The organism is Clostridium cellulovorans 743B, assembly GCF_000145275.1.
In the GTDB taxonomy this organism is placed as follows: Bacteria; Bacillota; Clostridia; order Clostridiales; family Clostridiaceae; genus Clostridium_K; species Clostridium_K cellulovorans.
In genome coordinates, this window is sequence record NC_014393.1 from 3,246,684 (window position 1) to 3,259,218 (window position 12,535).

Here is a 12,535-nt window from a genome sequence, read left to right on the forward strand (position 1 = left end):
CTATATTCCCCTCTCTTTCAAAGCTTTTTTGTATTCTTTTGGCATGATCTTTATAAACTTACCTTTATAGCTATCAAAGTTTAGAGATATAGCCTTTGCAATTTCAGAATTAGTATTTTCATAGTGTTCTTTTATAAGCCCTAATAATCCAGCTTCATCTTCAGCTTCAACAGTCTCGATAAAAACCATTTCTTCGTTGATTTTTTCCTTAAAGCTATTTTCTTCGTCAAGAATGTACGCGATACCACCTGACATACCAGCACCAAAGTTTCTTCCGATAGTTCCTAAAACCACGACTTTTCCGCCTGTCATGTATTCACAACCGTGGTCGCCAACACCTTCAACTACCGCTTCAACTCCTGAGTTTCTAACAGCAAATCTTTCTCCTGCAATACCCTTTATAAATACCTTACCAGCAGTTGCTCCGTATAATGCTACGTTACCGATTATGATATTTTCTCTTGGGTTAAGAGTAGATTTTTCTCCTTCTCTTATTATTATCTTACCGCCTGATAGCCCCTTACCAACATAGTCGTTTGAGTCTCCTACTAAGCTTAAAGTAACACCCCTTGGTACAAATGCTCCAAAGCTTTGTCCGCCAGTACCATTGACATTGATGGTGATTGTATCTTCTGGAAGTCCTTCTTCTCCGTATTTCTTAGAAATTTTGCTTCCAAGAAGAGTTCCAAGAGTTCTATCTGTATTAATTGTATTTACTGTAATTGTAACCTTTTCCTTGTTCTCAATAGCTTTTTCACAAGCAGGAATTATAGTCTTAGCATCTATAGTTTCATCTATTTTTCCTCTTAAAGGATTTACAGTAGTATCTTCCATATGAAGAGATGATTCTGGCTTATGAAGGATCTTTGAAAGATCTATATTCTTTGTTTTCCATCCATCAAGATTCTTCTTCTTAAGCTTATCAGTTCTTCCAACCATTTCCTCAACAGTTCTGAAGCCTAATTTAGCCATATATTCTCTTAACTCTCTAGCCATAAACATCATGTAGTTAACTACATGTTCTGGATCTCCAGTAAATCTCTTTCTTAACTCTTCATTTTGAGTTGCTATACCAACTGGACATGTATCTAAGTTACATACTCTCATCATTACGCAACCCATTACAACTAGAGGACCAGTTGCAAATCCAAACTCCTCAGCTCCAAGCATAGCTGCTATAGCTATATCTCTTCCTGTTAAAAGCTTACCGTCTGTTTCTATCTTTAATCTATTTCTTAATCCATTTAATACAAGGGTTTGATGAGTTTCTGCAAGCCCTAGTTCCCAAGGAAGTCCAGCATGCTTAATTGAGTTCTTAGGAGATGCTCCTGTACCACCATCATATCCACTTATTAATATAACTTCAGCTCCGCCTTTAGCAACACCAGCAGCGATAGTTCCAACCCCTGCTTCAGAAACTAACTTAACATTGATCTTAGCATCTGGATTAGCATTCTTAAGGTCATAAATAAGTTGAGCTAAGTCTTCGATTGAATATATATCATGGTGTGGTGGTGGTGATATTAGACCAACAAAAGGTGTTGAATTTCTAGCTTTAGCAACCCATGGGTATACTTTATTAGCAGGCAATTGACCACCTTCACCTGGTTTAGCTCCTTGTGCAATTTTGATTTGGATTTCATCTGAATTTACAAGATATTCTGACGTAACACCAAATCTACCTGAAGCAACTTGCTTAATAGCAGATCTTCTTGAATCACTAAATCTATCTCTTTCTTCTCCACCTTCACCAGTGTTTGATTTTGCACCAATTTTGTTCATAGCAATAGCTAAACATTGATGCGCTTCTCTGCTGATTGAACCAAATGACATAGCTCCAGTTTTAAATCTCTTTACTATGCTTTCAACTGATTCAACTTCATCAAGTGGAATTGGATTTTCTACGAAGTCAAAGTCTAATAAGTTTCTTAAACTCATCAATCTGTCTTCTTTATTTATTAAGCTTGAGAACTCTTTGAACTCTTCATAACTTCCATTTCTACAAGAATTTTGTAATTTATGAATTGTAAGAGGATTATATAAATGCTCTTCTTTATTGCTTCTGTATCTATATTCACCATCTGATTCTAAAGTTAAATCAGGATTTCTCTTATCAAAACCTTGAATGTGTCTTAGAACAGCTTCTTTTTCGATTTCTTTAATACCGATACCGTTGATTGGTGAAGAAGTTCCTGTGAAGTATTTATTAATAGTCTCTGATGCTATACCTATAGCTTGGAATATCTGTGCTCCATTGTAAGATTGGATTGTTGAAATACCCATCTTTGATAGAACTTTTACTATTCCTTTAACACTTGCTTTTCTATAGTTATATACTGCCTTAGCATAATCAAGCGTTATAAGTCCATCTTCACAAAGACCTTTTATGCTTTCATAAGCTAAATATGGATAAATAGCATTAACTCCATAGCCTATTAAAGTTGCAAAATGATGAACTTCTCTTGGCTCTCCAGACTCAAGAACAATACTTATTTCTGTTCTATTTCCTAATCTTATAAAGTGATGATGAACAGCTGCAACAGCTAAAAGTGATGGAATAGGAACTAATTTTTCATTAGTAACTCTATCTGATAGAACCAGTAGGCTCTTTCCATCTTTTAAAGCAGCTTCTGCCTTTTCAAACACTCTTTCAAGAGCTTCTTCTAATGTTTCTGAAGTCTTATCAAAAACTATAGAAATAACTTCTGATTTAAATCCAGCCTCTTCTAAAGAAAGAATTTTATCCATTTCCTCTTTTATAACTATTGGCGAAGAAAGCTTAATTCTTCTACAGTTAGCTTCAACATCTGATAAAAGATTACCTTCAGCTCCAAGATAAGTTCTTACTGAAGTAACTATTTCTTCTCTTATAGCATCTATTGGTGGATTTGTAACTTGGGCAAACATTTGCTTAAAGTAGTTAAATAATGGTTGTGGTTTTTCACTTAAAACTGCAAGTGGAGAATCTATACCCATTGCTGATAAAGGTTCTTGTCCACTATCACACATAGGCTTTATGGTACTCATTACATCTTCGAAAGTGAAGCCAAAAGCTTTTTGAAGTCTAGTTCTTTCTTCAACTGATAATTTAACTTCAGTATCAACAGTTGCGTCTACATTATCAAGCTTTATTAAGTTTTCCGATACCCAATCTCCATATGGATGCATATTAGAATATGTTTCCTTTAATTTTGTATCATCGATTATTGTACCTTGTTTTGTATCTACTAGAAGCATTCTACCAGGAGTTAATCTACCTTTTTTAACAACAGTTGCTTCATCTATATCAAGAACACCAACTTCAGAGGATAAAATCATAAAATCATCATTTGTAACATAAAATCTTGATGGTCTTAATCCGTTTCTATCTAAAGTTGCGCCTAAAATTTCTCCATCAGTAAAGGCTAATGCTGCTGGTCCATCCCATGGTTCCATCATTGTTGAATAATATTCGTAGAAGTCCCTCTTATTTTTAGGCATTTGCGTATTCTTGCTCCATGGTTCTGGAACAAGCATCATCATTATTTGTGGAAGTGTTCTTCCATTCATATATAGAAATTCTACTGTATTATCAAGCATAGCAGAGTCTGAATCTTGTTTTCCAACTACAGGAAGTATTTCTTGTAATTGTTCTCCAAAAACTTCAGATTTTAAAGCAGCTTCTCTTGCTTTAACCCAGTTAACATTTCCTCTTATTGTGTTAATTTCTCCATTGTGAATCATGTATCTGTTTGGATGAGCCTTTTCCCAGCTTGGGAATGTATTTGTACTAAATCTTGAATGTACCATAGCTATGGCACTTTCGCAATCCTCATCAAGTAAATCTAAATAAAAAGTTTCCATTTGAGTTGCACTAAGCATACCCTTATAAACTATTGTCTTTGAAGAAAGACTTACGATATAAGAATCTTCTGATGCTTTTTCAAACTTTCTTCTTGCTCTATATAATAGCTTTTCAAATTCCAGCTGACTTTCTATTGTCTTTGGCTTTTCAATAAATATTTGTTCCATATATGGCATAACTACTTTAGCTGCTTCACCAATATCTGAAGCATCAATAGGTACTTGTCTACAACCTATCACTTTTAGACCTTTTTCTTCTAACATTGACACAAAGTTTTTCTTTTCAACTTCTCTTTTATCTGACTCCTTAGGGAAGAAGCACATAGCTACTGCATATTCTGTAGCTTCTGGAAGAGAAAACTCACAAACTTTTTTAAATAATTTATGTGGTATTTGGATTAGTAAACCAGCACCATCTCCAACTTTTTCATCAGCACCAGCTCCACCTCTATGCTCCATTTTTGCTAACATAGAAAGTGAATTTTCTACAACATTATGGGATTTTATACCTTTTATATGCGCTATCGCTCCAATTCCACAAGCATCTTTTTCAAACCTAGGATCATACATTCCTTGAGCTTCTTGTGTATACTTCATTTCAATTGCCCCCTTTGTTAATTATTCGAAACAAATAATTATGGTGAATTAATAATATCATTTTCATTAAAAATTATCAATATTTTAATGAAATTAATTGCAAATATTCGCGAAAAATATATTTTTTTTAATAAAACTCGATATATTTTTGTTTTTAGTAAATATTCACAAATTTTATATCTTCTTTGTTGTGTAATCTTTTTCATATTGTACGATTTTTTGTAGTTTTCCTACAAATGAATTATTTCCTATTTTTCTTAAGTATATTTCTAATATATCCGAATATTTTTAAAATTTTTTCAATAAATATATGTCTCTTTCTTATTTTAATTCTATTGTTCTACAAATGAAAGAGTGTAGAGAAAATTATTTTACAAAACTTTCTCTACACCTTATAATTTTTTATCACTTCATAGTTCTTTTTCTTGTATTTTGAAATTTCCCCTCAAAAAGTTTATTACTCGATTTTAAATTGATGAATTTGCTTATTCAACCCTTCTGCTAGTTGTGCTTGTTCATGAGCAGATTTCGCAATAATTTCTATGGCTTTTGAGGTTTCTCTTATCGTACTACTTATTTCTTGAGAACTTGCTGTAGTTTCCTCAGCTACAGCTGTAACACTACCAACTGAAGAACTAATATTAGATAAAGTTACATTGATGCTGTCAGAAGTATTAGCTGTAGCTTCATAATCATCATTAATATAATTTGCATCTTTTTCATAGTTCTCTGATATATCTAAAAGTACATCATAATCTGGATTTACCTTATTCTCGATGAAGTCTAACATATCTCTAGTATTATCTGCTAAATTGTCAAAAGCATATTGAACACTGTCTATAACCGTTTTAATATTATCAACAGCTATTGAAGATTGTTCAGCAAGTTTCCTCACTTCATCTGCTACAACCGCAAAACCTTTACCAGCTTCCCCAGCCCTAGCTGCTTCTATAGATGCATTCAAAGAAAGTAGGTTCGTCTGTTCGGTTATACTTTTTATACTGTCTGTAATTAATTTTATCTCTTTAATTACTTCTGCATCTTTAAGCGCATTACTGATGCTAACGTGTTTTTGTCTATATAATTCTTTTGCTTCATTAGCTGAATTAATTCCCCTAGTGTTTATTTCTGCAGCACGTACTTTTATGTCTTTAGCAATTAATTTACCTTCATTAGATTGTTTTGCTAAAAGTTCAGACTCAGAAGATAATTCATTTACAGAGAAATTTACATTTTGAATATTTGAACTTAATTCATCTATCCCTAACGTTATTTGGTGAGTAGCTTGACTCACATTTGTAATCTGAATAGATGTGGTCTCTGAAATTTCAGATAATTTTTCACTACCAATGCTTATACTTGATGCACTTGCAATTACTTTTTGTATTAGTTCCTTCATATTTTCCGCTGCCTTACTTAATTCAGAAGCTGCTATACCAAGCTCGTCCTTTGTAGTAGCTTCGAAACTGTAAGTTAAATCACCTTTTCCTAAAGCTTGTGCAAATTTAGAAATACCTCTTACTTGTCTCCCAATTATTCTTGCTACAATATATCCAAGAATTGATGCTACAACAACTGCAATAGTTAAGATTATAGCACTTACAGTGCTTGTAAATCTGTATACCTCGTTAGAATCTTGATAATATTCTTCTGCTTCTTCCTTATCGTCAAGAATGTCGTTATCTATAGCTAAAAAAAGCTTTTGCATAGTCATTTCTAAAGCTGCATTATGTTCTTTTGCACCTTTGTAATCACCTTTTTCAACGAACTGACTCAGTATCATAGTTTTCTCATTAATTTCTTCTATTTGCTTCTTAAAATTTCCGAAATTTTCCACTTCTTCTGAATCCTCAAGAGTCTCTTTTAGTTTTTCCAAACTTTCATCATTTTCTTCAATATAAATGTCTACTGCTCTTTTTAATGTTTCACTTTGTGATTTTTTACTTTCATCAATTAAGCCACTATTGATCGTATTTATCAAAAGTAAATTCTTTTCTATATCAGATTTATATAAAATACCTGCAATTTCTTCATCATATAGACCAACTAAATTTTCTTGGATAGTTTTAGAACTAAAATAAGAGAATGATGAAGAAATAAAAATAAGGATGACCATAGCTGCAAAACATATAAAAAATTTCGTTCTTATCTTTAAATTTTTAAACCAATTCATCTTTTGCCTCCAAATGTAAGAAATATTCTTGCAATAGATATATCGTTTTTTTTACGAACTTCTTAACAATTTTCGGCTTTTTTAGAACCTTACCATCGTTTACTTGCGTATAACAAGTTACTTTATTACTATTCCAAGCAACGATGTCAACGATAAAGCTTGCATTGGAGTAACAATTAAGCCTAATAAATCTTCTATTCCTACAATGATTTTCGATATATCGCAACTGGTTAGATCTATACCCTTAAGCTTTGTTTGAGACAAATTAGCTTCTACAAGATAGCAATCTTCGATATATACCTTGGAAAATTTGCAGCTTCCTAATTCTGAGCCTTTTAGATTGCAATTATCAAATATTACCTCTTTCAAATCCGAAAAACTAAAAGAAATATACTGACAATTGCTATCATTAAAAGAAACATTTCTAAAGGTTCCCTCACTAAGATTAGAACCTACAAGCTTACAATTTTTAAAACTTACTCTATGTAATACTGCCCCACTGAAATCATTATTGGACAAGTCGCAGTTTTCAAAAATTACATCCGTAATGTCTATTCTTCTAAAATCAACATTTTCAAACACTACATTTTTAAATATAACAGCATCAAAAACAATATCTTTTAAAGAAACTTCTTCAACACTACTATCTTCTACAATAGCTTCACTAACCTTATATTCATCTTCTAATAAATCTTTGATATTATTAACTTCTGCAAGTTTCTTTGGTATTTTAGGTGAACCAATCTTTATACTATTTTTATTATTCGTCATCTTTCCATCTCCTCCAAATATATATTGATGAAAATGCTAACCTTATTTTAACCATTTATACTGAAGTATACAACTATTTTTTCCTCATAAACAAAGATATAGCCTTTTTAAATATAAATCCATCAATATCATTAATTGTTATATTAATAAATAAAAAAGATATAGTCCTTTTTAAAGACTATACCTTTTTCTTAAAACCATATATCGATTAGACTCTTCTCTATATTAGCTATTCATGACTATTTTTGATTGTAGATGTCCATTGATTATCTACATCTGTTTTATTTTTCTTACCGGTAAAATCACAAGATTCCTTATCTACCCCAGTCCATTGATTATTTGTATCGCACTTATTTTTTATATTATTCTGCTGTTTCTTTTTCATAGAATTAAAACCTCCTTAAATTTCTATAGCCTTAGTTTTCGCTAAAATAAGATTTTAATTCTAAGAATATATAAGTTTCAATTATATTCTTGTAAAATTATTTATCATTTACGAAAGCAAATTCTTCTATACTGTCAACTAAATAATCAGGATACAACTTTAGTAGTTCTGATTGATCAAGAGCAGTATATTTTACAAGTCCAGTTTTAGCACCGGCATTTTTTCCACATAAAATATCATTATGAGAATCTCCTACCATTATAGCTTCCTCTGGTTTTATTCCTAAAACTTCACAAGCTTTTAAAACTGGCTCCCCATTTGGTTTATGTTCTTTAGTAGCTTCTGGAGTGATTATAACATCGAAACACTCTGTTAATCCGAAAAGATCAAGGCCTCGTCTAGTCATACTCTCTCTTTTTGAAGTTACAATTGCAAGCTTAAAGTTCTTATCTTTTAAAACCTTAAGTCCTTCTTTAACACCTTTAAATAAAGTAACATTACTATCATGATTTTCTTCATTATAGCTTCTATATGTAGAAATTAAATTCTCTAACTTATCCTCACCATATTTTGCTAAAGAATATTGCAATGGCTCTCCAAAAAATTTTACTATTTCTTCTCTTGGCAACTCTAGGTCTAAGTGAGTCTTAAAAGAATGTTTAAAACTATTTAAAATCAGATCATTTGTATCTAAGATTGTCCCATCTAAATCGAATAATATTGCCTTAATCATAAGTACACCCCTTTCTTATCTACCCATAGTATATATGTTATCCTTCTCCTAGTAAAGTTTTTATAGCTTCTTCTATATCCTTATCATTTAATTCAATATTTATCTCTATTCTTCTATTCTGATCTTGTTCTACCATTGATTGCCCATCAACAGAGCCTACTTTAGGCTCAAACTTAGACATACCAGAGGACTTAAAATAAGCTGCATACTCTTCATATTTTGAGCCATTAGGAACCATAGCATTAACAAAACTAGCAGCTCTATTTGTTGATAAAAATCTATTATAATCAGCTAAAAATGTATTATCTGTATGTCCTTTTACCTCTACATACTTAATCTTATCTCTATATACTGGATTACTAAAAAGGGTATAAAACGCTTCTGAAACTTCTTTAGCTATCTTAACTCCTTCACCAGTAAGTTCATATTTATCTACTTGAAACAGCACTTCTGTTTTTATTTCCAATCTCCCATTTTCTTTATCAAAAATTATGTCATCGCCAAGCTTGGGCTTTAAATCATTCTCGAGTCTTTCATATAGTTCAGCCCTTTGCTTCGCAATATCATCTAATTTATCATAAGTTACTTGTACATTCCTATATTTTCCATACACAGAATAAGTAAAAATAAGCATCATAAAAAAAAATACTATTGCAACGGTTGTCATAACATCTACAAAGGAAGGCCAAAAATTTTCTTCATGACTAGTAGATAAAAATCTCCGAGATCTAAATTTCATAATTAGCCTCCCTATCTTTTCTTGTTAAAGAAACCATTGATTTTATCCTTTGTAGTTGCAAACTCCGATTCTGCTCTAGTACTTCCAATAGTTAGTTCAAACTGCTTATAAGACTTATCCATATTTTTAGCCATCTTCTCTATAAAGAGTTTTTGCTCTTCTATAGCCTCTATATTACTTCTAAACATTTGTGATAATTCTTTGTTTACTTCTACTATTGCGTCCTTATTATCCTTAAGAGCATCAGAATTAACCTTAAATTGAAGTGCTAAATTATTGACTACCTTATCTAAGGCTGCTATTTCTGTGCTAACCCCTTCATAATATCCTTCAAACTTATCTACACTATTTTTAAAACTTAAAATCGGCCTATTCAAACTATTTATGGCATTATTAAAGTTAGTAATTACACCCTCTTGCACCTTACTTGTCTTTTCAATAGCCTGAGCAGATTTAGTTAGTTCAACTGCTAGTGGTATTGCTTTTTCTGCAAAACCCTCAAAACTTTTTTCAAAAGCATTTTTAATTCCATCACAGAGATTCTTTGAATTTCTTTCAAGATTCTTTACTAGGCTAACAAGTACTCTTACATAATCAATAGAATGTTCTGCCATCACAACATTATCTAAGTAACTTTCCATTTCGTCTAAATATTGTTCTTTAACTTCTTTATAAGTATAAATGCCAACTATTTTTATGACAATAGAGCTAGCTATACCAAAAATACTTGTATAAAAAGCTGTAGCCATAGAAGAAAGTGGGGTTGATAGCTTTGACAAGAACTCTCCTATTGAAGCATCAACACCTTGAAGCTGCAATAAAACATCCTTAATACTACCTATTGCTAATGCAAGTCCAATAAATGTCCCAAAAAGACCAAGGATTATTACTAAGGATTGTACATATTCTAGAAGCCTTTCCACAGTTATATATTGTCTTGGGATATTTTCTTGTATTATAACTTGAGTATTAACATTTGTTACACCTTTTGAAACAGCACCTTTAAAAGAGTTATATGTAGACTCGAGAAGTTTTGATGAAAACTTATTTGCACTATTTTCTCTTTTATTTTTCAAATCAGTTATTAACTCTTTGTAAAACTCCTTAATCTTTAAAGCATACATTATATTTAAGACCATCAATATCACAATAACTGAGCAGATAAATATACCGGATAAGCCCTGTGAAAAAAACATAAAATCCCTCCTCTATATTCATAGTTAAATCTATTACTAGAGGAAGGACTTTATAACCATTTATTTTTATAATTTAAAATCTAATCTATCTGCATCATGGGCCTTTGGTTCTCCAAAAGCCGCACGAGCACTTTCTGCATTAGGATCGTGATTTATATGTTTTTTCTTAAAATTCTTACTTTCTTGCTTTTTTTCTTTCGCTTTATTCATCTTCGGCATATCAACAATCTCCTTTTTATGCTTGTATTCTTTATCTATAAAAGCATATATGTTTTTTATATCAGATTTATATTAACCAAAGAAAATAAATATATGTATAATAAAAAAAATTACACAAGAATATCTTGTGCTAACGTAAAATTATATTATTATTTTCTATATCTATTTTAACTCCAAACATTCTTCTCAATGTTTCAATTGGAAGCAACACTTCATCATTGCTTACTTTTGCATCCTTTATACTTTTCATATCTCTATATGCTGTATCTCGCACAGCAACAGTATTTTCATTTGTTACATAGATGATTTTACCATAATATCTTATCTTTAGCTTGTTAACATCATCTTTAGAAGTAACACGGGCTCCCACGAGCTTGGCCACAGTTTTTAATGGAAGATATATAGATTCTCCACTCTTAACCGGAGAAGCAATCATTGTAAACTCCTTTTTGCCTTTTAAACTCTTACGATATTTATTGGAGCTGATTGTAAATACCCCTCTTCCGTATTTCTGTATTCTTAAAGTTTCTACAAAATGAACATGCATTGAAAAAACAAAATAGACAAGTGACAATACTATTAATCCTACTAATAGATTCATTATAATCACCCCATGTTTTATAGTAATAATTACTCCTTTTTAAAATTAAATCAAAAGTTTATATTATTATTAAAACACTATTATGAAATTTCATTTTCGTCTTAAAAGGCATTTTAAAACCACTTTTAAAGTTTTTATTTATATTATTATAATAGCACCCCATAATGAATTTGTCAAATGTAAACGTTATATATTGGCGTTTTTTCACATTTTGTTAAAAAAAATTCTATTGACAGATGCAATAGTAAATATTTTTTATCTATATTAGTTTATTGATAATTCTTAAATTTCAATCAATTTTCTATAAAACTGTATATCACCCTTGCAAGATCTACTATTTTGAAGTTAATATTTTTGTCAAAAAAATCCTACTTAATCAGTTAAGTAGGATTTTCATTCTGAATTTGCCTTAGATTTTTCTTCATTCTTTCTTTTTTGTTCCATATCAAGTTTTTCTGCTTTAATCTTTTGAATACAGTTTGGCATAATTTTATTCCAAAGTAAATTTATCTTTACTAAGTTTGCTACATCTTGTTCATTATATATTAAAATTTTCTCCTTCTTTTCAGCCGGCATTCTAGAATAATAGAAAGGATCTTTTACTATCTTACTAAAAGTCTTAGCAAGGTTAGTACCACTTATAACCTCACCTTCTCTATGAATTCCAAAAAGATTCTCTAAATTTTTAAGTCCTATGCATGTATCTGTAGCCTTTTTAAACTCTATTTGAAGGTCTACTTCCTTAAACAATTCTCTAATATTTATATTAACTTTATATTTTAATAACAGTGCATTGATAACACTAAAATCGTTATTTCCGGAGAATGTTACAATATAGCGTTTATTATATTTATTATACATTTTTAAGAAATACTCTTTTGCCATCACTAATATCTCTTTAACATCACTCTTGCCTTCTATCATGTATTGAGTAATTACAACATCATTATTCTTTTCATCGTAGTAGCAACAACCAAATACTCCAACGCATATTGGAACTTTATATACGCAATGTTCTAAATCAAAATATAACGCATCTCTAAAAATTTTATTATTTCCTTCATAATTTAAAGCATATTTAGCATCTACATTATCAAGTTTTATTCTATTTTCTCTAATAATCAAAATATCACTCTTTTCTACTTCCTTTTTGTAGTAGCACAAGATATTATATCACACAATTCAGTATATGCATAATTATCACAGCTGTTACAGCATTCAAAGTCAATTATTCGATTTTAAAAGAAGAAGGCATCTCACCATTTGAGACACCCTCTT

The 12,535-nt window shown here is 30.8% G+C and carries 10 protein-coding genes; all 10 read right to left on the minus strand.

Going from position 1 to position 12,535, the window contains the following annotated elements:
- Positions 1–4,440 (minus strand): glutamate synthase large subunit, encoded by a 4,440-nt coding sequence (gene gltB, locus CLOCEL_RS13320; protein WP_013291784.1) that lies wholly within the window; start codon positions 4,438–4,440, stop codon positions 1–3.
- Between the two features lie 457 nt (positions 4,441–4,897).
- The gene (locus CLOCEL_RS13325) at positions 4,898–6,613 is read right to left on the minus strand and encodes a methyl-accepting chemotaxis protein (protein WP_010074483.1); all 1,716 of its coding nucleotides are present in this window, start codon (positions 6,611–6,613) and stop codon (positions 4,898–4,900) included.
- Between the two features lie 117 nt (positions 6,614–6,730).
- Positions 6,731–7,384: a pentapeptide repeat-containing protein gene (locus tag CLOCEL_RS13330; protein ID WP_010074484.1), complete on the minus strand. Its 654-nt coding sequence runs from the start codon at positions 7,382–7,384 to the stop codon at positions 6,731–6,733.
- Between the two features lie 229 nt (positions 7,385–7,613).
- On the minus strand, positions 7,614–7,769 hold the full coding sequence (locus CLOCEL_RS23265) for a hypothetical protein (RefSeq protein ID WP_010074485.1): 156 nt from the start codon (positions 7,767–7,769) through the stop codon (positions 7,614–7,616).
- 97 nt (positions 7,770–7,866) lie between these two features.
- Positions 7,867–8,502 (minus strand): pyrophosphatase PpaX, encoded by a 636-nt coding sequence (gene ppaX, locus CLOCEL_RS13335; protein WP_010074486.1) that lies wholly within the window; start codon positions 8,500–8,502, stop codon positions 7,867–7,869.
- 37 nt (positions 8,503–8,539) lie between these two features.
- Entirely contained in the window at positions 8,540–9,241 is a 702-nt protein-coding gene (locus CLOCEL_RS13340; protein ID WP_010074487.1) for an OmpA/MotB family protein, read from the minus strand.
- 11 nt (positions 9,242–9,252) lie between these two features.
- The gene (locus tag CLOCEL_RS13345) at positions 9,253–10,437 is read right to left on the minus strand and encodes a hypothetical protein (RefSeq protein WP_010074488.1); all 1,185 of its coding nucleotides are present in this window, start codon (positions 10,435–10,437) and stop codon (positions 9,253–9,255) included.
- 66 nt (positions 10,438–10,503) lie between these two features.
- Positions 10,504–10,656, minus strand: coding sequence for a CPC_1213 family protein (locus CLOCEL_RS23270; RefSeq protein ID WP_010074489.1), 153 nt, complete (start codon positions 10,654–10,656; stop codon positions 10,504–10,506).
- 130 nt (positions 10,657–10,786) lie between these two features.
- A complete protein-coding gene (locus CLOCEL_RS13350) occupies positions 10,787–11,257 on the minus strand; it encodes a stalk domain-containing protein (RefSeq protein WP_010074490.1) in 471 nt (156 codons plus the stop codon).
- 393 nt (positions 11,258–11,650) lie between these two features.
- Complete coding sequence (locus CLOCEL_RS13355) at positions 11,651–12,382, minus strand: ribonuclease H-like domain-containing protein (protein ID WP_013291786.1); 732 nt, start codon at positions 12,380–12,382, stop codon at positions 11,651–11,653.
- Between the last annotated feature and the right edge of the window lie 153 nt (positions 12,383–12,535).

What these genes read in the sequence shown, in the direction of transcription:
- ppaX (WP_010074486.1), bottom strand. Translation starts at nt 8,502, where the DNA reads ATGATTAAGGCAATATTATTCGATTTAGATGGGACAATCTTAGATACA.
- CLOCEL_RS13345 (WP_010074488.1), bottom strand. Translation starts at nt 10,437, where the DNA reads ATGTTTTTTTCACAGGGCTTATCCGGTATATTTATCTGCTCAGTTATT.
- CLOCEL_RS13350 (WP_010074490.1), bottom strand. Translation starts at nt 11,257, where the DNA reads ATGAATCTATTAGTAGGATTAATAGTATTGTCACTTGTCTATTTTGTT.
- CLOCEL_RS23265 (WP_010074485.1), bottom strand. Translation starts at nt 7,769, where the DNA reads ATGAAAAAGAAACAGCAGAATAATATAAAAAATAAGTGCGATACAAAT.
- CLOCEL_RS13325 (WP_010074483.1), bottom strand. Translation starts at nt 6,613, where the DNA reads ATGAATTGGTTTAAAAATTTAAAGATAAGAACGAAATTTTTTATATGT.
- CLOCEL_RS13330 (WP_010074484.1), bottom strand. Translation starts at nt 7,384, where the DNA reads ATGACGAATAATAAAAATAGTATAAAGATTGGTTCACCTAAAATACCA.
- CLOCEL_RS23270 (WP_010074489.1), bottom strand. Translation starts at nt 10,656, where the DNA reads ATGCCGAAGATGAATAAAGCGAAAGAAAAAAAGCAAGAAAGTAAGAAT.
- CLOCEL_RS13340 (WP_010074487.1), bottom strand. Translation starts at nt 9,241, where the DNA reads ATGAAATTTAGATCTCGGAGATTTTTATCTACTAGTCATGAAGAAAAT.
- gltB (WP_013291784.1), bottom strand. Translation starts at nt 4,440, where the DNA reads ATGAAGTATACACAAGAAGCTCAAGGAATGTATGATCCTAGGTTTGAA.